Below are 23,980 nucleotides of genomic sequence, written 5' to 3'. Positions count from 1 at the left end.
AATACTGCGTTTATTCCAAATAAAAGAGGAGGTGTCAGATAACTAGGTGAATGACATCTAATTTCAATCGTAACCTGAATAGTTGGAAATTTCAATCTTTATTTATGTTGTGATTGTTAAAAATATGTAATTTTCAAATATATGTCCAATATTTTTCGTGAAAGATTTTCATTTTGTTTTTTGTAGGAAAAACTATATAAAGAATGTTACAATAATACATCGTGAAAGGAGGGAAAAGAAATGAATCGACATCATGAAGATCCGCGTTTCCGCATTTCACATCGTGAAGCGTTGATTGGACTTGGACTTGCTGTGATTAACTTTCTGATATGGTATGGTTTTGCATATGGATTAGGTAGTGGCAACCCGAAAGAGTATACGTACATATTAGGATTCCCAGCCTGGTTCTTTTATAGTTGTATAGTTGGATTTATTGTAATGGTTTTACTGATTGTCTTTGTTGTTCGTTTCGTCTTTCAAGATGTTTCGTTTGATGAGGAAGAAAAGAGTGAGGAATGAAAATGAACTGGTATGTAATTATTCCAATGATGTTATCTTTTATTATTGTATTTTTAATTGGTCTATATGCATCGAGACGTGTGCAAACAACCGCGCATAACAAATTTTTACAAGAATATTTTCTTGGTGGCCGCGAACTTGGTGGATTATTGTTAGCAATGACAATGATTGCGACTTACGGAAGTGCAAGTAGCTTTATCGGTGGACCTGGAATTGCCTATAATATAGGACTTGGTTGGGTATTATTGGCGTCTATTCAAGTTGTAACGGGTTACATTGTATTAACTGTACTTGGAAAGAAATTTGCAATTATTGCAAGGAAAATGGAAGCTATTACGTTAATCGATTACTTGAAGGGAAGATATAATAATAAAGCTGTTGTTATTTTATCAGCATTATGTATTATTATTTTCTTATTTTCAGCAACTGTTGCACAGTGGGTTGGCGGAGGAAGATTAATTGAGTCATTAACAGGTATGTCATATACAACGTCTTTATTTCTTTTTACGTTTTTTGTACTTGTTTATGTATTAATGGGTGGCTTTCGTGCTGTTGCGCTTTCAGACACAATACTCGGTCTCATTATGTTGATTGGTACGACAATTATTTTAATCGGTACAATTGTTGCAGGCGGTGGTATTTCAAACATCATGCAAGAGCTTGTGCAGATTAACCCTAATCTTATTACACCGTTTGGAGCAGACGGTAGTTTAACAAAAGTATATGTGTCATCATTTTGGATTTTAATTGGTGTTGGAGTAGTTGGCTTGCCGCAAATTAGCGTGCGTGCTATGTCGTATAAAAATTCAAAAGCGATGCATCAAGCTTTAATTATTGGTACTGTTGTTGTTGGCACAATTATGATTGGTATGCATTTAACAGGTGTATTCGCCCGTGTCGTTTTGCCAGGAGTGGATGTACCAGATAAAGTAATGCCATTGCTTGCGATGAAAGTATTGCCGCCTTGGCTTGCTGGTGTTTTCTTAGCGGCTCCAATGGCAGCTATTATGTCGACAGTGAACTCATTGTTGTTACTTGTGAGTTCTTCCATTATTAAAGATATTTATGTAAATTATATAAACGAAAATGCTGCGGATCAAACAGTAAAACGCGGAACGCTCTGGATTACAGCTATTGTTGGCTTGCTTGTTTATGCTGCAGCAATTAAACCGCCTGACTTTTTAATTTGGTTAAATTTATTTTCTTTTGGTGGTTTAGAAGCAGCATTTATTTGGCCGCTTGTACTTGGTTTGTATTGGAAAAAAGGGAATGCTGCCGGGGCGCTTGCCTCTATTGTTGTTGGAGTTGGTTCTTATATGGGATTCCATTTGTTACTCCCTAATCCTTTTGGTGTTCATACAGTCGTATTTCCGGTCTGTTTAGCATTTATTGCTTATATTATAGGAAGCATGTTGTTTTCACGTAAGTTGCAACAAATTTGAAATCTCTTTGTAAGAAGAGCTAGAAAGTATCATTAAACGTACAATAATTAGAAGAGGATGCGATGTCAAATATGAGAGCGTAGTTCCTCTTCTTTTTTGCATTCTTCACCACATATTCGGAGTTTAAAAAGGAGGTCTATGATGTATTAAATATTAAAGGAACGTATTGGGATCGATAGGAAAAGCTTTTTCAACTAACACGTACTTGAATTGAGTGGATTTGTTTAAGGAAAATTGATGTTTTATAAATATAGGTAATATAGTAAAATGAAATAATAATTATGAAATATCAAAAAAATAGGGAGTTGAGAAATGAAGTTAAATAAAAAGGTATTTGAAATAATAAATTCGGTAGAAAACTTAGATGATGGATTTGAAGATATATTTGAATTATCCATAAAATGTAAGTTTCCTAACTGCACTCATATAACCGAGCCTGGCTGTGCGGTTAAAAAAGCGATTTCTGAAGGCGTTTTGTCAGAGGAAAGTTTTAATAACTACTATAGATTTAAAAACGAAGCAGAATATGTTTCTGAACAAAAGAATAAAACGAAGGCTATTGATTATATGAAACAATTGAAACTTTTCCAAAGGTCTTAGCTAAGTTCATTTAAAATTTATTACACGGCAATACATATTTTATATGTATTGTCTTTTATTTATTATAAATGATTCATCATTTGTTTATAATATTTTTGGCATGAAATAAAAAATGCTTATAATTTACTTCTGTACACTTTTTTCCGTTCATATAGTAATAGCAATTGATATGATGGAGTTGAATGCCTTGAAAAAAGTACTGTTTCTTGGAGATCCAGGTATTGATGATTCATTGGCAATTATATACGGTTTATTACATCCTGATATTGATATTGTTGGTATTGTAACAGGCTATGGAAACGTTACGCAAGAACAAGCGACGAATAATGCAGCATATTTATTACAAATAGCTGGAAGAGAAGATATTCCAATTATTAATGGGGCAAAGATTCCTTTATCAGGAGAATTCATAACATATTATCCAGAAATACATGGGCAAGAAGGATTAGGTCCTATTCGTCCACCAGAAACGATTAAAGCGAATGTGAAGCCGTTTTGTGAAATATTTGAGATTATTAAAAGATATAAAGGAGAGTTAATTATCGTCGATGCAGGGCGCTCGACCAGCTTAGCAACGGCTTTTATTTTAGAGAACGAACTGATGAAAAGTGTAAAAGCGTATTACATCATGGGGGGAGGATTTCTTGTTCCAGGGAATGTTACTCCTGTTGCAGAAGCAAATTTTCACGGAGATGCAATTGCCTCAAATTTAGTCATGCAATATGCTGAGCATGTTACGTTAATCCCGCTAAATGTAACGAATGAAGCGATCATTACTCCTAATTCTGTTACATATATTGCAAAGAAAACAAAAACAAATTTTAATGAATTGATTGAACCGATTTTTAATTATTATTACGCTGCCTATAAAAAATTAAATCCTAAAATAGGAGGAAGTCCAATTCATGATGTTGTCACAATGATGGCTGTTGCGAATCCTTCTTTGATGGAATATGTATACCGTCGTGTTCAAGTTGACGTAGATGGTCTTGCGAAAGGGGAAAGTATAGCTGATTTTAGACCGCAGCCAAGTGCAGAAGCGATGAAAAATTGGGTGAAAATTGGATGGAAATTACACTACAAACAATTTCTTGAAGATTTTATTCGGATTATGACATAGACAATATGCAAGTTTACAAGTTACAATAGAGGCGATCTTATTACAGATCGCCTCTATTGTTTTGCGTATGAATTATATATAATAGATTACAAGATAAAGTTTAGGAGAGGAATTCCATTTGAGAACAATTGGATTATGTGTAGGAATAATTGGTTTATTTGCATTTATTTTCTCAGGTAATTTTTTGGTAAAAAAAGTATGGAGTTCAAATTATGATGATGCGCAGTATGTTGCGTCATTTGTAGAAGAAAATAAAGAGCAAAAAAACAGCGCGTTGTTAGTAAAACGAAATGATAAATTAGTATATTCCGTAAACTCTAATGTTGTATTACCTGTAGCGAGTACAATGAAGCTAATTGTAGCATTAGAATTCACAAAACAAGTAGGAGAAGGGAAAATTGATCCGAATGAGCTTGTATCATTGGACGATGTAAATCGTTATTATATTCCAAAGACAGATGGCGGTGCTCATGAAAGATGGCAAAAAGTTTTAATGAAAAAAGGACTCATAGAGGAAAATGCTGTTACGCTTGAAGATATCGCAAGAGGGATGATGAGATTTAGCTCAAATGCCAATACAGAGTATTTAATGGATCGTCTTGGTATCGACAATATAAATGCAAACATAAATAAGCTGGCATTGCCATCACATCAGCCGTTATTTCCGATTGTTGCATCTTTATATATTCCGGGATATTTACACAAGGAACTACATGTTCCAAAAAATCAATTAGAAAATAAGTTGAAAAACATGTCGCAAGAAGAATATCGCAAATGCGCGATATTAATACATGAGCGTTTAAAGCAAAAAGGCTCGCAGTTGCAAAATGAAATTCCGCTTTTCTTAGGAGAAAAGTACGAAAAAATATGGTCAGATCGGTTGCCAGCCGCTTCTGCGAATGACTATATGATTTTATTAGAGAAAGCAAATCATAAGAGAAATCTTACAAAAGAAGAAGAGAATGAGTGGGCACAACTCGTAGAATCAGATATGCAAGGGAAAAAGTATCGCCAAGTTTTTCGACATGCCGGTCAAAAAAATGGCTATACACCGTGGTCATTATCTAAAGCTGTATATGCAACAGACAAACAGGGGAACTGTACAGAAATTGTCTTTTTGGCAAATGATGTAAACGAAGACGACAGTGCGGAATTACGTAAACATTTACTTAATTTGCATTTTCAAATATTACAAAGTGATAAATATAAAGCAACTATTATTAAGTAAAACCGATGTGTATGCATCGGTTTTTTTGTTTGGATAAACACATTATTTTGAGTAGGTGGGTATGATGATTAATAATTAATAGTCGAGGGGAGCTATTTGAAATGCAGGAGGGGAACAAGGAGTTTTTGCAGCGGGAAGGGGTAAACTTTCCTGGTAAGACATATGCAGATTGTATACTACAACACATATTCTATTTTCAGAGAAATTATTTATTAGAGGACATGTTTCGTATTCATCATGCACATGTCATTATGTTAAAAGAAGAAGGTTTGTTAAAAAAACAAGATGCTAAAAAAATTGTAATGGCAGTAGAAAACGTAAAAACTATTTCATTAGACAAGCTTGAATATAGTGAAGAGTATGAAGATCTCTTTTTTCTAGTTGAGCATCTGATTCAAAAAGAAGCGGATAGCGATAGTATTAGTAATATGCATATTGGACGAAGTCGAAATGATATGGGAGTGGCGATGTATCGGATGAACTTACGACGTTATTTACTACGATACATCGAACATTTTATGGTACTGCAAGAGGGGATTCTAGGGCAGGCTAAAGAGCATATGGAAACGATTATGCCAGCATATACACATACACAGCCAGCGCAGCCAACAACGTTTGGACATTATTTGCTGGCCATTTATGATATGATGGGACGTGATACGGAGCGTTTATGGAGCGCTTATCGTGCTGTAAATCAATCTCCACTAGGAGCGGCAGCGCTTGCTACAACAAGTTTTCCGATTAATCGAAAACGAGTTGCAGATCTTCTTGGTTTTTCAAAAGTAATTGAAAATTCATATGACGCAATTGCAAGTACTGATTATTTATTAGAAACAAGTAGCGCACTTATGATAATGATGACAAATACAAGTAGATGGCTTCAAGACTTTTTATTATTAGCTACGAAAGAATATAGTGGCATTACAGTTGCAGATCCTTATGTGCAAATTAGTAGTATTATGCCACAAAAACGAAATCCAGTATCAATTGAACATGCTAGATCTCTCGCGAGTAGTATTTGGGGAGAAGCGTTTACTGTTTTTCAAATGATTCATAATACTCCGTTTGGAGATATAGTTGATACAGAAGATGATTTACAGCCTCATTTATATGAAGGATTTGAGAAAGCAATTCGAGTTGTTTCTGTAATGAATGCGGTGGTACGTACAATGACAATTGAAAAGGACATCTTAAAAAGTCGTGCAAATAAGCATGCAATTACGATAACTGAATTAGCTGATTCATTAACTCGCAAGTATGATGTTCCATTTCGCCGTGCTCACTGCGTAGCTAGTTATATAGCAAAATTTTCAGAAGAACAGAAAAAAGACTTATATGAACTAAAACTTGTCGATATTAATGTGTATTTACAAAAAGAACTAAAAGTAGTACTTACAGATGAAGAGTGGAAGGAAATGACTTCACCTCATTCATTTGTTGCAAAGAGAAACGTATACGGAGGACCGAGCCGTGAGCAAATGCAACGGATGATTAGAGAAAGAAAAGAGAATGTTGCAAACCAGAAACAAATGTTAGAAGATGTGAAGAAGCAGCTTAGTGAAGCTGAAACACAATTGAATACAATTGTTGCAACTATTGTAAACTCATGAAATAAAGAAGGATTTCCCTTTTAAATCGCCAATATATCACTATATATTTAGGAAAGAAAGAAGAGATTATAGTGATACGACTTCATATATATACAAATTTTACGCAATTTAAAAATGATGTTCTTCCTTTTTTGGAAACATATGAGCAAGAGAATAACTTAATATTGGGTGTGTTACGATCCTCTCAGTTTCCATTATTTATGGCAACAGCTATAAAAGAGGAAAAGCTTGTATTCGTCATGCTTCAAACACATCATCGTCAAGTAATTGTCTCGAAATCTGCACCTTTAGAAAAAGATGATATAAGAGAGCTTGCAGGGCAACTAGCAATTGCTTATCCTGATGTACCCGGATTAATTGGGGAAAAACAGGTGGTGGAGCATTTAGCAGAACAACTCGCAAATTTTCAAAATAAATCGATTCAAACCAAAATGAATCAAGGTGTGTACGGGTTAAAGTATGTAAAGAAGAAGGCTGGAAGCAACGGGGTTTTCCGCCGAGTAGAATTAAAAGAAAAAATTTTAATTGAAGATTGGGTATACCATTTTTGTGAGGAAGTACATTTAGCGCTCACAAAGGAAGAAGCAGTGCATACTGCCGCTGAATTAATTGAAAGTCAGCGGCTGTTTGGATGGGAAGTGGAAGGGCGGTTAGTTTCAATGGCTGCAGTCACAAGACCGACGAAACGTAATATCACAATTAATTTTGTATATACTCCAGAGGTAGAACGTAAACAAGGTTATGCTTTCAATTGTGTATCGGCACTGAGCCAACGTATGTTGGACAATGGATATGAAATGACTTCGTTATATACTGATTTAGCAAATCCTACATCGAATAAAATATATAAAGAAATTGGTTATGAATTAATAATGGAGTCAGTTCTATTATTTTTAGAATCTAAACAATAGAAAACTCGCTATTAACGAGTTTTCTATTGTTCATCGATACGTATAATGCCACCTTGATCGAAGTGATTTGTTTCTAATAAATCAATAACGGCCTTTGCTACATAATTTGGTGAAAGTAAATGATCGTTTTCTTTTAAAGATAAGAAACGTTCCACTTGAATAAAATCTTCTTTTGGTGTTTGTCTAATTTCTGTCTGCATCTCTGTATCTACTACACCTGGGGCAAAAGAAATAACTTTTACTGGGTATTTTTTGTCAGTTTCTTCTAGCGCAATACATTTTGTAAGCATATTTACACCGGCTTTCGTTGTGCAATATGCCCCCCAGCCGAAGTAGGGATTCTGGGCAGCACCAGAAGAGATGTTAATAATACGTTTATCTACATTCCAGTCTTTCGTGTGTTTCATAAATGCTGAAGAGAGTAACATCGGCGCCACTAAATTTACATGTACATTTGCAATTAATTGCTCGCTTTCTGAGCGCTCAAGTGGTTTCATTGGCGCTAGCATACCGGCATTATTAATTAGGTGAATAGAAGAAACGGTGGTTACATCAATAGTTGAAAAAATCTTTTCCATGAGTGACTCAATTTGATGAATTTCTTGTAGGTTAAACGAATAAAAATCAAAGGGATTATTAAAGTGCTGTGCTTGCTTCATAAGTTGCTCGTTTTGGTTGCGTGATATAGAAATGAGTTTCGTTCCTTGTTCTAGTAATTGCAAGGCAATTGCCTCGCCTAAACCGCGAGAAGTTCCTGTTACTATTACATAACGCATATATTGTAATCTCCTTTCCTTATACATGTATTAGTATAAAGCATTCTTTTTCATAAGCGAAACGAAACTGAACGAAATAATTACCTCTACATACAATATAGTAATGAATTGTTTTGAGGGGGAGTAGATATGTACTATGTAAATCCTAACTCGTATAATCAATTTTATCGAGTAAACGAAGGGACTTATAAACAAGTATCGCAAGCGATTTTAGAAGCGATTAAAGGGGAAGCGGCCGCAATTGATTTTTATAGTCGGCTTGTAAACGAAGCACCAAATGCGAAACATAAAAAAGATATTTCTCATGCATTAGAAGATGAAAAAGTACATTTACAGCAGTTTATACAATTGTTTACAACATTAACGGGGCAACAGCCAACGTATCAAGTGGTACAAACGCAATATTCTTCTTATAAAGAGGGATTAGAACGCGCGTATGAAGATGAATTAGAAGCGTATGAAGACTATCGTAATGCTTATTTGTTAACGCAAAACTTAGCAGTTCGGGATGTTTTTTTTCGAGCGATGACAGATGAAATAGAGCATGCTATACGTTTTGGTTTTTTACGATCTTCTTTATAAAACTAGACGATGGTGTCTAGTTTTTTCTTCGCTATTGAAGGACAACCTTACTATTATATTGAGAGAAGTGATGAAGGAAATTCTCATCGATAGAAGTTGTGTCTTAATAATAAATGTAGTTGCTGAAAGGGGCAGAAATTAATATGGTGAGGAGATCTAGAATGCGAGATCGAGGCGCAGCAATTCTTATGCAAGAAGGAAAATTAGCTCTTATAAAACGGATTCGGGATAAAGAAATATATTACGTGTTTCCAGGCGGCGGAATTGAGGAAGGAGAAACCTCAGAAGAAGCAACAGTTAGAGAAGTATATGAAGAACTTGGGGTACATATACAAATAAAGCGGCTTGCAAAGAAGGTGAACTACAATGGGACACAATATTACTATGAAGCAATAATTGTAGGTGGTACATTTGGTAATGGAAAAGGTGAGGAATATATAAATAATGACAGTGGCTGTAACAAATATATTCCGATGTGGGTGCCGATAAAGGATGTACTAAATATAAATATTAAACCGTTAGAAGTGGGAGAATATGTATATCGTTTATATGAAAATATGTAATTTGTGTGAATACGATAAAAAAGATTGACAGTACCCTCTGATTTCAGTATTGTATTCAAGTATGTTTTTAAATCAGGAGGGTTTTATGGAAAAGCAAACTACACATCATGTGAAAATGACAACAGCAGATCCGTCTGCACTAGGTTTATTTGGACTTGCAATGGTTACACTTGTTGCGTCCTCACAAAAACTTGGCTTAACAAGTGGTGTTTCATTTGTATTGCCATGGGCGATTTTCTTAGGAGGTTTTGCCCAATTATTTGCTTGTATTAACGATGCAAAGCACAATAATACATTCGGTACAACAGCGTTTGGTGGATTTGCATTATTTTGGTTTGGTGTTGGTACTTCATGGCTAATTCAACTTGGCGTATTTGGTGAGAAATTAGCAACAACTGTGGATCCAAAACAACTTGGCGTAGCATTTGTAGGTTACTTAATTTTTAGCTTGTTTATGACAATAGGCGCAATGGAAACACATAAAGTATTATTTACGATTTTTGTGCTTATTGATTTCTTATTTATAGGCCTTTCATTTAGTACTTTAGGTGTTATGCCACATGCAATGCATAAATTAGCAGCAATTTCTGAATTGCTTATTTCACTGCTTTCATTCTACGGATCAGCAGCAGCAGTATTAAACATACATTTCGGAAAAGTTGTATTACCAGTTGGTAAGCCTTTTGGTATCTTTAAAAAATAACAGCATAAATAAAACAGAAAAGAGCAGTTAAGTATCCTATAGATACTTAACTGCTCTTTGTTTCGTGAGAAGCAACAGCAGATGTTCCTGTCATTTCGGCAATCTTTGAGGTTTCTGCCGGATGACCGTCAATTGTAACATCCACTTTTTGATTGTTATTGGTAGTTACAACCCAACAGTTTGGAAGGTAACGAGACTTATGAGATAGAGTAGAAGGGATGTTTAATATATCTCCTAATGCATACATAGTTGCAGAAGAACCGCCATCCATAGCCATCGCGTTTTCGGCGCCCTTGTCATATAAAAGGTCCTGACAATCTTTTAAAGAAGCACCAATACTGTGAGGTTGTCTACCATCTACGATAAGAAACATAATTGAGCCATCTTTTTTTTGAGCCATAATACTTCTAGGGCCATATCCCCAGCCACCATCATTCGTAAGCATTTTTTCACCATTTACGATAAGCTGGGGCATAAAACCAGCTGCAGAAACAACACTTTTATTCAGCAATTGCTGTGCAGAGTAGTCGCCTGTTACCATTTGTCCATACTTTGTTAAACCAGTGATAATATCCGGTGTAGTTTCATTTTGAGGTGTATGAATAATTTGTCCGTTTTCAATCACAATACCTAGACCAACTTTACCGCCACCATGTCCTGTTTCATCTGAAAATCCACTTGCATTTACCGCAGCAAGTGCGTGATTCCGCTTAGCCATCACATAAATTTTCTCACCAACATCGCTACCTTGCGTACCTTGCTGTGTTACAAGTTTTACATTAAGAGGATTACTAATTGTCATAAGTTTTCCTTCAAAATAATGATCCTCATATTTTTTTTGAATGGTTTCGATTTTTACATGGAGCGGCACGTGTTTTTTCGCTTCTAATTGTTGTTTTGTAAGTTTTTGAAGCCCGTCGGATTGGCTGTTTTTCCACTTTGGATTATTAATCGAATTTGAAATATCATTCAACTCTTGTTGAGGTAGAAAAGTGAATTTTGCCAAATCACGATGTTGTGAAGTTAAGATGCTTTCCGCAGCAATTACACGTAATTTATGTCCATACGGCGTACCAAACAATACACCAGCACCAATTGCAATGAAAACAAATAATAAAATGGAGGATATTTTTAAAGCTTTTTTTAGATGTTTTTTCATTCTGAAAACTCCTCTTAAATAGTTCAGCTTTTAGCTTTTTTGTGATGCAATCACTTCTTATTAATAGCGTAGATTCCTTTACAATATGATGATATAAACAATTTGACAAGAGGAAAATATGAAACTGTATCGTTAAATCATAATAAAAACGGTCAGATTAATTAATGACGGAAAAAATAAGGGAATCTCATTTGGAAAGACATAGACAAAGTAAAGGGAAAAAACAGATTATATGATTCGTTCACGTCATATAATACATAAATAAAAAATAAAAATTTGCATTTATGTTAATAAAGGTGTATAGTGAGGTTAAACCATTTTACTTTTAATACCATAGAGATTTAAATAAGCTGTAACTTCAGAGGGGGATAGCAATGTTAAATCTTCTCTGGGTTACAGTTTTTTATATCTGATGATTATTTGTAAAATGGTAGAAAATGGACATGTACATTAAGGTACATATTTTAGGAGGATTTTTTCATGCAAAACGGTAAAGTAAAATGGTTTAACGCTGACAAAGGTTTCGGTTTCATCGAAGTTGAAGGTGGAGAAGACGTATTCGTTCACTTCTCAGCTATCCAAGGCGACGGCTTCAAAACTTTAGAAGAAGGTCAAGAAGTTACTTTCGAAGTTGAACAAGGTAACCGTGGACCACAAGCTACTAACGTAACAAAAAAATAATTGAAGTGAAAGAGAAGGGAACTCCCTTCTCTTTTTTAATACCTTAAATATGAGTGATTGTTAATACATATTGGAAATAAGGGATATACTGTTAAGAAGTGATAAGGAAGAGGTATGTGGTATGTATGAACCAAAATATTATATTGTATTTGATATTGAGCGGAATTTTAGACCTTATCAATCAGATGCTCCAACGGAAATAGTTGATATCGGAGCCGTCAAGATTGAAGCAAGTACAATGAGCATCATCGAAGTTTTTTCGTCATTAGTGAAACCAACGGCATCCCTATCTCGTCATACAACAAAATTAACAGGAATTACAAAACAAGATGTAAAAGGTGCAGAAAAATTCCCAAAAGTAATTGGGCGCTTTCGTAAGTTTCTAGGAGAAGATTATATGTTTGTAACGTGGGGAAAAGAGGATTATGGATTTCTAACAGAAGATTGTGCACGATATAATGTGAAATGTCCTGATCTTGAGAAAGAAAGAAGATTTGATTTACAGAGATTTGTATTTCATGCATATAAGGAAATATTTGTAAATCCACCCAGTTTGAAACTTGCAGTAGCACAATTGACTTTAGAATGGGAAGGAAAACAACATCGCGCCTTTGACGATGCCAAGAACACGGCAAATATTTTTCTTACAGCAGCTAAACAAAAAGACATTCGTAAACGTTATAAGAGAAATGTGGAGCTAATCCTTGTGAAAAGTGGCTCTTTGACTGATAAGGGTAGAAAGAAAATGAAAAGATGGGTATTTAAAGAGGTGAAAAAAAGAGGGAATTCCCAAATGACATGGGATACGTTCATAAATAGTAAGACATGGGAGAATGTATCAGAACAATATTATTTTGATCATGCGACTTTACTACTACTACAAAATTACTTTCCTACTGCTTTAAAGAAAGCAAAGCAGCAACTTCAAATATTGGCTTCAATGAATAACCAAGAGAATAAAACAAAATAGGTGCGGATGCTTTATGCTACTGAAAAAGATAGATTATGTGCGGTCAGTGGAGGTGAAAAGAATCCACTGATTGCAGTTTCACTTGAGATTAGTGATCTGTTAATAATTGCTTCATGCAGGAGAGGTGTTCCATCCAAAGAAAAAACGTAACTTCCCCAGACTCTCTGTGGAGCTAATTGATCTACATGTTTTTCTAAATTCCTCATTTAATAAACATATACATTAAGGCTAAAGAAAAAGATTAGCCCTCCTCATTATACAGATTTTTCATGCCGATACAAAAGGATAAAATTCTAAAGATAGCATAACGACTTCTATTGTTATCATAAATAACGAAGAGTAAATCTCCATTAAAATATGCTAAGATCAACCGTAAAATGCTCCTCCATACTAGAAATTTCCGCTATTCGTGGGCAGTAACCCTCCACCTCAAAACGTAGAGAGAAATGAAGAAGATAGTTCAGTGAATGAAGGCGAAGAAATCTTTCTATGAATATTCCAATACTAGTAAGAATAGATATAGGAAATTTTTCCACTTTATATCTGACAAAACACTATTAATTTGTTTAATGGTAAAAATGTAATAAAAAACAGCTAGTAGTACGCCTCTTGTTAAAACAAAGTCCCCCCACTACTTTTCAACCACTAATCTTTTTTTAAATTGAATCCATTTATAAAAATATATACAAATTTAGGGTACATATGCGAATGAGGAATCATAGAATATGAGATGAAGCGATTACGAAATTATGAAATCTCAAATAAGGAGAAATGAAATGAAAGCATATTTTAATAAAAGAAGAGTAAGTAGAAAAGATATAGAAAAATATAAGCTCATTGGGAGCGGAAAAGATGGGGAAGTATATCAATTAAATGATAATAAATGTGTGAAAATATATTATCTGGAAGAAACTCGAAAAAAAGAGTTAAAAGCGCTTGCAATTGGACAATCTTCCCCTATTATTCCACGACTTTATGAATATGGAGAAAATTATATCGTTATGGAATATATACGTGGAATTTCACTTGCGCGTCACTTGAAAAGAGAAAAAAAAATTACAGAAGAATTAACTGGAAAAATATTAATAATGTTGGGTGAATTGAAAAAGCTAGGGTTTACTAGATGGGACACTGAAGTGAGACATGTTTTAATAAATGAAAAAGGTCAATTAAAAGTTATTGATCATAAAAGAGCTTTTACTTTAAATAGAAAGACTCCTATTAAGTTATTAATGGGTTTTGAAAAATTGGGGCTCGCAGAGGATTTTTTAAAAGATGTGAGGAATATACAGCCTTCCGTTTATAAAACATGGATGAAACGCTAATAAAAAATGAAGTGTCTTGTATTCCATACTTTTTCGTATTCAAGTCACCGTTATATTGTTTGGATTCCTTCTTTTTAAAATGTATGAGTGATAAGGCTCTTCTCTGAAAAGCGTTAAATATTACAAAAGAAATGTGGAAGATAACGGTTAGTATATACCTAATTATCAAGAGCTTTTCACCAGTGATGAAAAGTTTATTTATCACATAGGGAGAAATGCACATATGAATGTATGCCTGAACTAGTGGTTATTAGTAATAAATAAAAACAAGTTTTCCGCTAATGACAGTTTCTTTTTACAGTATCAATCATAAATTAAGTAGTACAAGGAGTGAAAATACTAATGAAAGAGTGTATTTTAGTCATTGGCGCACATCCCGACGATGAGTTATTAGGAACTGGCGGGACTTTAAAAAGATTAGTAGAGGAAGGACATCAAGTAATTTCAATTATTACTGCTCTAGGAAGAAAAGAGGAAGCTCATCACATACAGCAGCTAGGCCGGTGTGCAAATAAGGAAATTGGTATTGAAGAAGTGATATTCCTCGAACATGCTAATTTAGAGTTAGAATTAATTCCACTACATCAATTAACGAAAGAAATTGAACAATTAATACAAATTTACAAACCAAGCAAAATCTTCACTCATCATTATGGAGATCTGAATATTGATCACCATATTACTTTTCAAGCGGTTTTGACTGCGACTCGCCCTCTACCAAACAAACATCCGATAGAATTAATTACATTTGAAACCGTTTCTTCTAGTGAGTGGAATATACACACGAATGATAAATCTTTCAAGCCTAATTATTTTGTTAACATTACAGATCAAATAGACTCAAAGATTGCAGCGCTTAAACATTACGATGTAGAAATGAGAGATTTTCCTCATCCTCGTTCATACGAAGGAGTTGAGTATTTAGGAAGAGTTAGAGGAATGACGATTGGCGTACCATATGCCGAAGCGTTTGAAGTGATAAGGAGGGTTTGGAAGTGAAAAAGAGATTTGAGTTCCCTTATCCTTATATAATCAAAACATTGGATAAGTATTATGGAGTTCAGTCATACTCATTACAAAAAAAGAAAAGTAAAGCAGAAGAGCGTTATACAGAGTCAAAGGGGTCTAAAAAGAAGAAACTTTCAATATTAATCGCTACATTTTGGGACTATCCTCATACTGGCGGGCTATCTAATTATATTACAGCACTTAGTGAAGGATTAAGAAAACAAGGACATCATGTCGATATTATCTCTCCTAATCACTTTTCTAGCAGTCAAGTGGAGAGGTTGCGCGAAGGGATTGTTCCTGAGTTAAAAAATTTTTTAAAAGAACGTTATGGAAGTTATAATAGCACAATTATCAAAAATCAAAGAAATATGTATATATACGAAAGAATGATTCGTGAAAATATCAAATTTAAAAAATATGATGTCTTCCATGCGCAAGATTTGTTCACAGCTAATATATTAGGAAGAATTAATGAATATTTTGGAAAAAAATTGATATTTACTCCCCATGGAATGTTTACTTTTAATCGAGTAAAGTTCGGCATGTTTAAAAAGGATTCAGTGGAAGAATTCTATCATACGGCATTAGAAAGAAAAGCAATTGAATTTGCCGATCATCTTATTATTCTCAGTGATTCATTTCGTCGCCCGTTAATGAAGTTAGGGGCAAATCAAGAGAATATGACAACCGTACTGACAGGCATTGATTATCCTGATAAGTATCAAACAAAAAATACATCTTCAACCCGTAAGAAAATTGTTATTACATGTGTGGCTAGGTTAGGACCAAGAAAAGGTCATAATGTATTACTTGACGCCTTTTCACAGATAGAAAGCAAATATAAAGATAAAATTAATCTGCTTATTGTCGGAGATGGTGAGATGAGGGAGAAATTAGAAGAACAGGTTCATTCTTTGAATCTTTCCATGGTGGAATTTTTAGGGCAAAGAGACGATGTCCCAGATATTTTAAGTAAGACAGATATTTTTGTACTTCCAACTTTAAATGATAGCCTACCAATTTCTATTATTGAGGCGATGCATAGCGGGGTTTGTGTCATTTCAACGCCATCGGGAGGTATACCTGAACTGATTAAAGACTCTAAGACAGGCATTCTTGTCGATGCAGGAGATACAAATAAACTGGCGCGCGCATTGCAGTTTGTTATTGCAAATCAGCAGGAGCGGGAAGAGCTGGGGAGAAATGCAAGAAAGTTTGCTCAGAAGTATTTAACTAGGGAGACTATGGTAGCAAACATCGAAAACATCTACAAAAAGTATTTAAGTAAGGAAGAGTTCAATGAATCATGAGAATGCAGCGGTTGTACTGGATTTAAGTGCAAATGGAATTGGGATTATTAGAAGTTTGGCGAGAAAAGGAATTAGCGTTTATGCATTTGATGTAGAGAAACCTTATAAAATAGGGAAATCGCGCCTTGCTACATGTGGAATATGCCCAAGCCCTTTGTATGAAGAAAAAGAATTACTAACTTTTCTAATCAACTTGGCTAAAGAATTTAAAGTGAAACCTGTTTTGTATACAGGTGCAGATGATTATGTAGTATTCATTTCAAAATATCGAATGGAGCTATCTAACTACTTTTTATTTTTGTTCCCTGAACATTCGTTGATTGAAGAAACACTAAATAAACAAAAAGCGTATGAACTAGCAGTTAAACATAATATTTCGTGTCCAAAAACGTATGTAATTACGAAACAAGAACAATTGGAAGAAGCGATATTAAACGTTGAGTTTCCATGTATATTAAAGCCGGTTTTAGGTCATGAGTTTCGAAAAAAGATAAACCAAAAGGCTATCCTCATTCAGAATGCAGCTCAACTTAGAAATGAGTATCAATCATATCGACAGCATGGAAAGCTCATAATTCAAGAAATTATTCCTGGTGATAACCAATGCTTTTATAAGGTTGCGACATTTTATGACGACAACATGGAGTTGCTTGCGTTATTTTCCTTACAAAAAAATCATCAATTCCCAGCTGAATTTGGAACAGGAGCGCACATTGTTAGTAAACAAGTTCCGGAATTAGTGGATATATGTTTGCCTTTTTTTAAAAACATCGGTCTTAAAGGTATTGCTATGGCAGAGTTTAAAAAGGATCCTCGGGATGGTGTTTATAAGTTTATTGAAATAAACCCACGCTTTTGGTTAACTCATAGTCTCACAGGGCCAGCTGGTATTGATTTTGTTTATATGTATTATTTATATTTGACAAAGCAAAATCCAACGCCAAGACTCAAACAAATAGACGGAATTAAATGGATTTATCTTGTTCGATATTATTTAACATTTCGTCATAAGAAAAGAAGAGCTGAAATGAAATGGAAAGACTTTTATAAAGGATTGAGAGGTAAAAAAGAATTTGCTTTGTTTGCGTGGGATGATCCAATGCCATTCATTAGAAGTGCATGGTCGCACTTGGTAAACGCCTGGAAACGAAAGCGAAAGGAATGAAAATATTGTACGAGGCAGAAGTATTGTCCGGTTACTTTGAAAAGTTGAGAATTGAAGAAAAACTCTCTTATTCAATGAATAAGAGAGTTGTAATAGATTCTGATAAAATCGAGTGTTTAAAGTCAACAAGAAGAAGTAGTATTTATAAATTATTTATTCAAACAAAAGATGATTCCTATCCTATCATTTTAAAAATATATAATTCAGCAGATTACAAAAACGAAATAGAGATTAATATATATAATAGTGCTTATTCTATATTGAAAGAATTTCTTCCTGATATATATCATATTGAACAAAATAGAAATGAGACTTGGATATTTATGGAGTTTGTACGTCAAATACGTGGTCAGATTACCTTTTTACCGAAACATTTTGACTACATTATTCCCACTGTTGCTAAGCTTCACGCGCACACATTTGAAGACAATTATAAAAAACATAAATATGTTTGGAAATCTTGGCTCCCTATTTATGAATCGAGCCGCATGAGGAACGATCGAACGAAACAAATTGAAAAGACGATTAATTTTCTTGATGATGGAATGAAAGACGATCGCTTAAAGGGAATTATTAAGCCTCATTATAAATCGTTAGTAAAACTATGTAACAAAGGGCCAGATTTTTTTCCGGAACTATTTGAAAATGGTTCGTCAATAACGCATGGCGATCTTCATTTGCAAAATATTTGTAGTAATAATGTAACACTTCATGCACCGTGGCATATTCAGTTTATCGATTGGGAGTCAACTAAATATGCACCTGTCTGGTTTGATATGGTTGTTCTAGTTGAAATTTTATTGGGTTTCAGAAAAGATTGGCAAGGCAGTGCAGAAGAAATTCGTACACATTGTGTAGAAGTTTATGCAAAAGAAATGCAGAAGAATGGCATAAACTTTAAAACAAAGCCAATTGATCTTTATAAAATGTCATATTTGCAGAGAACATTAGAAAAAGGACTGCATACTCAGCTGCGAAGAATATTTGATAACCGCGGCGGTGAATTATTGCCATATCATCTTGAAAAAATATCTACCTGGGGAAGCGAATTAGGTTTATAGCATATATACATTTTTCATCATCAGCTGAGTTAGGAGGAGATGCTTCTGAATACAGCAAAGGAAAGACGAAATGAATGTAATGTTCCTTTCCATACGAGCCTACTAAAAATCATGGATGAATACTATCAAATAGATAATAAAAAGGATCGTATTACCGAACCGTTTGAGACGTTTGGAATTAAAAAAGATGGCACACTAAGTAAAACAAGCAAACTAAAAATTCTTTATGTAACATTTTTGAAATATCCTAATACAGGGGGATTATCAAACTATATTACTTCTTTAAAAACAGGCTTTGAAAAGTATGGTCATGACGTAGCTGTCATCTCTCCTACTCAAATGACAGCGGTTCATTTAGAACAAGACATTCCGAAGGCTGCAGAACATGCAAGGGATTTTATGTTACAACGATACGGTATAGTGAATGAAAAAATTATAAAAAACACGAGTTTTTTGAATGTATTTATGTCTTTCTTAAGAGAAAAAAGATTAGAGCAATACGATGTCTTTCATGCACAAGATTTATTCGCTGTCTTTTTATTAGGACAACTAAACTTAGAATATAAGAAACCACTATTTTTTACACCACATGGGCATTTCACAAAGAGTCGCTTAAAATTTGATAAAATAAAAAAAGGATCAATTGAAGAAGCGTATTTTAGTGAAATTGAAAAACAGGGAATAAGAGCGGCTGATCAAATCATAACGATTAGTACTTCCTTTCATTCTCCTTTAAAAGCATACGGAGCAAAGACAGAGCAATTGATTACTATTCATACAGGCATAGATTTTCAGCAAGATTCTAAATCTAAGCCGAAGTGTACTAACAAACTTGTCATTACTTGTGTTTCTCGCCTCTCTCCTAGAAAAGGTCATGATATTCTCCTGAAAGCACTCTCACAAATTCAACAAGATTTAACGAATGTAGAGGTTTGGATTGTTGGGGATGGTATCATGCGAGAAAGGCTAGAAAATCAAGTTATCCATCTCGGCCTTAATAATGTTAAATTTTGGGGCAGAAGAGCAGATATACCAGAAATACTTTCTTCTTCTACAATCTATGTATTACCTACTATTAACGATAACTTTCCAATTTCAGTTATTGAAGCTATGTTTTCACGCCAAGCTATTATTACAACAAATTGCGGTGGCATACCAGAAATGATTCAAAATGGAAAAACAGGGATCATTTGTGAACCGGGCAATGTGCAACAACTTTCTAATGCTCTTAAATTGCTTTTAACGAATAAGAGTCTTCGTGAACAATTGGGAAGAGAGGCTCAGGCCTATTCACGGCAACATTTAACTCAGGATGTAATGGTCACAAAGATAGAAAGAGTATATTACTCTTTTATGGAGAATAAATAGAACTTGTATAAGATACATTCATATTTAAGTTAAAAAACAACATACCGCCCTTAAGGGGAGGATAGGAACATCTAGTCGCGTATAGAAGCGGTCAGAGTCTTTTCCTATCGTACGAAAAGAAAAGGGGAAAGTGAGTGCAGTACATGTTGTTTTTGCAAAATAGCGACTTATATGCAAAAAAATGAGTGCGTGTGTTTATGGCACACATGCACTCATTTTTTATTAATATAGGAAATCTTCTACAAGATAAAAAGCATATTTTGGTCACTAAAACGTTCGAAATCACCTTAATGGCACTTACTCATTATCCATACTGTTGCTTCTTCTCAATCCGCTCAATTACATCTTGCAGCTCATCGGGCTTCAAAAATTCAATAGGGGAGAACCCTTTTTCAAACGTAAGCGTGTCCGCTTCAATCATCAGTACATATTTATCATTAACCTTCGCAATATGAACTTGTTCACCAAAATCCGCAAGCAATGCCTTCACAGAAATGTGGTCTGCCTTTAGTTTTAATTCTATCTCAGGGGTATGCTCCACAATTTGTGCCGTAGCTTCCATAACTTCTTCTGTTGTGAAATGCTCCATAATTTCACGTTTAGGACTTGCAGCCCACACTTCCATCGCTTGGTCGAATTGTTCACGTTCTTCTGTACCTTCTTCAAAGACGTCTTCAATTTGGTCGTATACCATGCCCATAACTTGTGTTTTCATAATTTCTGGCATGGAACGCTCGTATTCTACGAATTTTAAGAAGTCTTCGAAGTAGCGGGCATGCGATGCTTGGTGGATTTTTAGTTCGCCTACTTCCACGATGCCTTCTTCTGGCATGTATGGATGAAAAGGTGTGAATTCGCATTCTAGCAATGTTTAAAAGAAATAATGTAAGCTGTGGACACAAATTTGGCAACAGATTGCTTATATATTAATGATTTTATCTAATTCATCTGATACAGACTTCTGCATGTTTGGTAAAATATGAGAATATATGTTGAGTGTAGTTTCGATGTCTGCATGTCCTAATCGATCTGCAATTAATTTTACACTCACATTCTGAGATATCAACATCGTACAATGAGTATGTCTTAAATCATGAAATCTAATCTTAGGTAATCCGAGTTTTTCAGTTAAGTTGTAAAATTCCTTGCGTAAATTGCGTGGAATCATTGGTTTACCTGTTCGTGTACAAATTACTAGGTCATTATCCTCATATTCTCTACCATTGTATAATCTCTCTTCTAAAATCATTTTACGATGTAATTTTAACTCGCTGACAAGTTTCTCAGGAATATGGATTGAACGTACACTGGATGTATTTTTTGCCCCGATTTTAATTTCGCCAGCTTGTGTTAATGTCTGTTTGATGTAGATTAGGTGCTTATTAAAGTCAATATCGCTCCATCTTAGCGCCATTGTTTCTCCTTGACGTGTTCCAGCTAGCAATGAAATCACAATCGCTATATAACAACGTGTAAGTCGTTTGACGTTTTTAGCCTCTCTGAGGAAGTAGTTTACATCGTCTAATGACCAAACATTCAACTCTTTACGTTGCTTTTTCGGTAGGGTAGTACCAGTCGTTGGATTATCTTTAATTAGCTTCATTGTTTTAGCTTTTTTTAGAGATGCACTAACAATTCGAAAGACTAAATGAATAGTATGTGATGAGTAATCTGTCTCATTTACTAAATTATTTACAAACTTTTGAATGTGAATAGGCTCGATCTTTTGTAATTTGAATTGACCTAGTTTTGGTTTTATTACATTCTCACAAAAGATTGAATGTATCTCATACGTAGACTTTTGTAGGTAGATACGTCTTTCTTCAAACCATTCATCAAGGTATTTTGAATATGTCATCTGTGACAAATCAACGAATTCATTGTTCAACATCTCAGCTTGTAGTTTAATAAGCGCTTCTTCAGCATCTTTTTCAGTTTTAAATCCGCGTCTTTTTGTCTGGCGTCTTTTTCCTGTGAATGGGTCATTTCCTAAATCGAAGGAAAAGTACCAAGTTCCTCTTTTTTTATCTTCTAATACGCTACCTTTCACAATTAAAACCTCCATCGGGTTTTAATCATTGAAATAGTAGCTTCCATTAATCGTATTTTATATCATTGGACACAAATTGTATATGGATATAAAAAGGAGAAAAATATAAATTTTAATGATAAATACCAAATTGTAATTATTTGTCGAAATGTTTTTGTTTTGTTATATTAATTCGATATTTTTGAATGAATATAAATTTTATTTTTATAAATTCCACCGATAACGAAATTATCAGTGGAATTAAATGTCTAAATAACAGTGTTTTTAGGTTCTTTTTGAATTTATAATCAAACTGCTTTAACTTCATCTGATTTTTAATTGTTGTATATTAAATACATAAATAGAATTTGATATAAAAAGATTTTAAGCTTCGTTGACCATTGTACAAAAAATTGAAATAGTAACGTAGAGAGAGGAGGTGAGAGAGATGACAGGTAAACAATTTAAGGAAGCAATCCGTAAGAGTGGTCTAAAACAAAATCATATTGCAAATGAAATTGGGATTAATCAATCTACATTAAGTAGATTTTTAAATGAGAAAGAGGAATTGAATACGGGAAAGATCAAAAGATTATCTAGTTTGTTAAAAATGAATTCTTTGTTTTAACGTAAATGTCAAAAAAAGTTGATAAAGTGGGATTATTTTAAGGTGTTGGGTATATAAAAAACGAGTAGATACTAATTTTAAAACTTGAGGAAGAAATAATAAGGTGCCAATAAAGTGTGAAGATTGGGAGAGGGTTAAGAGTAATGCAATTTAATTTTTGTTATGATTTCGCATTAAACAACAAACTAAAGAACAATGGTATACCTTTCATTACAACAGCTGTTTCTAACGACCAGAAGAGGTTCTGGTTATTCTGGCGAACGGATGAAGTGAACCTTATTATTAAGCAATATATTAACCAGTGATATAAATAAATTAAACAATTATACACAGGAGCGTGAATGGATGAGTACCAGAAAAGAAAAAAAGCTATACATAAAAGTTCCATCAGGTATTGTGAGAAACGAAAAGTTTTATCTATCAAATAGTGAATTCCTTCTATATGCTCGGATTTGCTTTTTATATTTTAAAAACTTTAGGAACAAGGAAATAAGTATAGATCACAAAAAGCTAATGAGTTTCTTAGGTATATCAGATACAAGGACATTAAAAAAGCAATTAAATAAATTATATAATGAAAGACTTATCGAAAATAAAATTGAGAAACTGCCGACAAAAGGGAACTTAACAATTGTTTTTAATGAAGCTTTATATGGTGAAGATAAACACTTCACATGGATGTCTGCTGAGTTGTTTTCTTATTTCAATAATGACCAAATAGATGAATATGCTTTCAGGCAAGTGTTCTATTACAAGAGCCATATCAACATGGACGATAAGGAACACGACAGAAGTTTCTGTTTTGTTGGGTACGACATGTTAATTAGTAGATTAAAAGTATCGAAAACTAAGGTTCACGAAGCTAATACCCAGTTGGTGAAGGCTAAACTTGTTAAAATTAAGCAACATGTATTGGAAACTACGTACGAGTATGACGTAAATGATGAGTTAGTTTTTGATCGATGGAACAATCATTATTATGTCGCAAATTCATTGCATTAAAATGTTGATTTTAAGCCATTTTTATCTAAGTACTCTTTATGCAGAGGTAAGTACTATAAATGCAGAGGTAAAAATGAAAATGCAGAGTTAAGAGTTAGAAATGCAGAGGCAAAGTACTCCTAGTGCTGCACTAGCGGTACAGTATATATAAAGCAATATAAAATATAATATACATATAAGATACATAGTTAAGATACATAGTTAAGATACAGTATTT

The 23,980-nt window shown here is 34.0% G+C and carries 24 protein-coding genes and 1 pseudogene; 21 read left to right on the top strand and 4 right to left on the bottom strand.

Annotated features, from left to right (window positions below; all coding sequences use genetic code 11):
* Positions 1–240: 240 nt before the first annotated feature.
* The 7 genes from PLX19_RS18410 to PLX19_RS18380 all read left to right on the top strand — a co-directional run bounded on the left by PLX19_RS18410 (position 241) and on the right by PLX19_RS18380 (position 7,430).
* The gene (locus tag PLX19_RS18410) at positions 241–519 is read left to right on the top strand and encodes a YhdT family protein (protein ID WP_272190209.1); all 279 of its coding nucleotides are present in this window, start codon (positions 241–243) and stop codon (positions 517–519) included.
* A 2-nt stretch (positions 520–521) separates the two neighbouring features.
* Positions 522–1,961 (top strand): sodium/pantothenate symporter, encoded by a 1,440-nt coding sequence (gene panF, locus PLX19_RS18405; RefSeq protein ID WP_272190208.1) that lies wholly within the window; start codon positions 522–524, stop codon positions 1,959–1,961.
* Positions 1,962–2,273: 312 nt separating this feature from the next.
* Complete coding sequence (locus PLX19_RS18400; RefSeq protein ID WP_272190207.1) at positions 2,274–2,561, top strand: hypothetical protein; 288 nt, start codon at positions 2,274–2,276, stop codon at positions 2,559–2,561.
* A gap of 172 nt (positions 2,562–2,733) precedes the next feature.
* Positions 2,734–3,681 carry a nucleoside hydrolase gene (locus PLX19_RS18395; RefSeq protein ID WP_272190206.1) on the top strand — a complete coding sequence of 316 codons (948 nt, stop codon included), beginning with the start codon at positions 2,734–2,736 and terminating at the stop codon, positions 3,679–3,681.
* Between the two features lie 127 nt (positions 3,682–3,808).
* A complete protein-coding gene (locus PLX19_RS18390) occupies positions 3,809–4,909 on the top strand; it encodes a serine hydrolase (protein WP_442869067.1) in 1,101 nt (366 codons plus the stop codon).
* A gap of 101 nt (positions 4,910–5,010) precedes the next feature.
* Positions 5,011–6,519: an argininosuccinate lyase gene (gene argH / locus PLX19_RS18385; protein ID WP_272190205.1), complete on the top strand. Its 1,509-nt coding sequence runs from the start codon at positions 5,011–5,013 to the stop codon at positions 6,517–6,519.
* Between the two features lie 71 nt (positions 6,520–6,590).
* Complete coding sequence (locus PLX19_RS18380) at positions 6,591–7,430, top strand: GNAT family N-acetyltransferase (RefSeq protein ID WP_272190203.1); 840 nt, start codon at positions 6,591–6,593, stop codon at positions 7,428–7,430.
* A 23-nt stretch (positions 7,431–7,453) separates the two neighbouring features.
* Here the strand turns inward: PLX19_RS18380 and PLX19_RS18375 are convergent, their stop codons facing one another.
* Positions 7,454–8,206: a (S)-benzoin forming benzil reductase gene (locus PLX19_RS18375; RefSeq protein ID WP_272190202.1), complete on the bottom strand. Its 753-nt coding sequence runs from the start codon at positions 8,204–8,206 to the stop codon at positions 7,454–7,456.
* 129 nt (positions 8,207–8,335) lie between these two features.
* Here PLX19_RS18375 and PLX19_RS18370 point away from each other — a divergent pair, with 129 nt between their 5' ends.
* From PLX19_RS18370 to PLX19_RS18360, 3 genes are all read left to right on the top strand, one after another.
* Positions 8,336–8,788, top strand: coding sequence for a ferritin-like domain-containing protein (locus tag PLX19_RS18370; RefSeq protein ID WP_272190201.1), 453 nt, complete (start codon positions 8,336–8,338; stop codon positions 8,786–8,788).
* 161 nt (positions 8,789–8,949) lie between these two features.
* The gene (locus tag PLX19_RS18365; protein WP_272190200.1) at positions 8,950–9,351 is read left to right on the top strand and encodes an NUDIX hydrolase; all 402 of its coding nucleotides are present in this window, start codon (positions 8,950–8,952) and stop codon (positions 9,349–9,351) included.
* 85 nt (positions 9,352–9,436) lie between these two features.
* Positions 9,437–10,054: an acetate uptake transporter gene (locus tag PLX19_RS18360; RefSeq protein ID WP_272190198.1), complete on the top strand. Its 618-nt coding sequence runs from the start codon at positions 9,437–9,439 to the stop codon at positions 10,052–10,054.
* 46 nt (positions 10,055–10,100) lie between these two features.
* Here the strand turns inward: PLX19_RS18360 and PLX19_RS18355 are convergent, their stop codons facing one another.
* The gene (locus tag PLX19_RS18355) at positions 10,101–11,213 is read right to left on the bottom strand and encodes a phosphodiester glycosidase family protein (RefSeq protein WP_272190197.1); all 1,113 of its coding nucleotides are present in this window, start codon (positions 11,211–11,213) and stop codon (positions 10,101–10,103) included.
* 480 nt (positions 11,214–11,693) lie between these two features.
* Here PLX19_RS18355 and cspD point away from each other — a divergent pair, with 480 nt between their 5' ends.
* The 8 genes from cspD (at position 11,694) to PLX19_RS18315 (ending at position 20,104) form a co-directional block, all read left to right on the top strand.
* On the top strand, positions 11,694–11,894 hold the full coding sequence (gene cspD / locus PLX19_RS18350; RefSeq protein WP_035430809.1) for a cold-shock protein CspD: 201 nt from the start codon (positions 11,694–11,696) through the stop codon (positions 11,892–11,894).
* A 121-nt stretch (positions 11,895–12,015) separates the two neighbouring features.
* Positions 12,016–12,864, top strand: coding sequence for an exonuclease (locus PLX19_RS18345; protein WP_272190196.1), 849 nt, complete (start codon positions 12,016–12,018; stop codon positions 12,862–12,864).
* A 776-nt stretch (positions 12,865–13,640) separates the two neighbouring features.
* Complete coding sequence (locus PLX19_RS18340; RefSeq protein ID WP_272190195.1) at positions 13,641–14,189, top strand: AarF/UbiB family protein; 549 nt, start codon at positions 13,641–13,643, stop codon at positions 14,187–14,189.
* 342 nt (positions 14,190–14,531) lie between these two features.
* Positions 14,532–15,188: a PIG-L deacetylase family protein gene (locus tag PLX19_RS18335; protein WP_272190240.1), complete on the top strand. Its 657-nt coding sequence runs from the start codon at positions 14,532–14,534 to the stop codon at positions 15,186–15,188.
* Entirely contained in the window at positions 15,185–16,510 is a 1,326-nt protein-coding gene (locus tag PLX19_RS18330; protein ID WP_272190193.1) for a glycosyltransferase family 4 protein, read from the top strand. The genes PLX19_RS18335 and PLX19_RS18330 overlap by 4 nt, the downstream gene beginning before the upstream one ends.
* The gene (locus PLX19_RS18325) at positions 16,500–17,675 is read left to right on the top strand and encodes a carboxylate--amine ligase (protein WP_272190192.1); all 1,176 of its coding nucleotides are present in this window, start codon (positions 16,500–16,502) and stop codon (positions 17,673–17,675) included. Before PLX19_RS18330 ends, PLX19_RS18325 begins: the two co-directional genes overlap by 11 nt.
* A gap of 5 nt (positions 17,676–17,680) precedes the next feature.
* Positions 17,681–18,736 (top strand): phosphotransferase, encoded by a 1,056-nt coding sequence (locus tag PLX19_RS18320; protein ID WP_272190238.1) that lies wholly within the window; start codon positions 17,681–17,683, stop codon positions 18,734–18,736.
* Between the two features lie 39 nt (positions 18,737–18,775).
* Positions 18,776–20,104, top strand: a complete 1,329-nt coding sequence (locus tag PLX19_RS18315; protein ID WP_272190191.1) for a glycosyltransferase family 4 protein — start codon at positions 18,776–18,778, stop codon at positions 20,102–20,104.
* 304 nt (positions 20,105–20,408) lie between these two features.
* On the opposite strand, the pseudogene PLX19_RS18310 reads toward PLX19_RS18315, so the two are convergent.
* Both PLX19_RS18310 and PLX19_RS18305 read right to left on the bottom strand, forming a co-directional pair.
* Positions 20,409–20,945: pseudogene (locus tag PLX19_RS18310) on the bottom strand (DUF3898 domain-containing protein); the annotation flags it as partial.
* A gap of 78 nt (positions 20,946–21,023) precedes the next feature.
* Positions 21,024–22,154, bottom strand: coding sequence for a site-specific integrase (locus tag PLX19_RS18305; RefSeq protein WP_272190237.1), 1,131 nt, complete (start codon positions 22,152–22,154; stop codon positions 21,024–21,026).
* Between the two features lie 427 nt (positions 22,155–22,581).
* On the opposite strand from PLX19_RS18305, the gene PLX19_RS18300 reads away from it, so the two are divergent.
* The 3 genes from PLX19_RS18300 (at position 22,582) to PLX19_RS18290 (ending at position 23,763) form a co-directional block, all read left to right on the top strand.
* Positions 22,582–22,761, top strand: a complete 180-nt coding sequence (locus PLX19_RS18300) for a helix-turn-helix domain-containing protein (protein WP_272190190.1) — start codon at positions 22,582–22,584, stop codon at positions 22,759–22,761.
* Positions 22,762–22,904: 143 nt separating this feature from the next.
* Positions 22,905–23,066, top strand: coding sequence for a hypothetical protein (locus tag PLX19_RS18295; RefSeq protein ID WP_272190189.1), 162 nt, complete (start codon positions 22,905–22,907; stop codon positions 23,064–23,066).
* 40 nt (positions 23,067–23,106) lie between these two features.
* On the top strand, positions 23,107–23,763 hold the full coding sequence (locus PLX19_RS18290) for a hypothetical protein (RefSeq protein ID WP_272190188.1): 657 nt from the start codon (positions 23,107–23,109) through the stop codon (positions 23,761–23,763).
* The last annotated feature ends 217 nt before the right edge of the window (positions 23,764–23,980 follow it).

This window comes from Bacillus sp. BP-3 (genome assembly GCF_028401955.1).
Lineage (GTDB): Bacteria > Bacillota > Bacilli > Bacillales > Bacillaceae_G > Bacillus_A.
The sequence above is the reverse complement of the archived record's forward strand: the minus strand, read 5'-3'. Positions and strand labels throughout refer to the sequence as shown.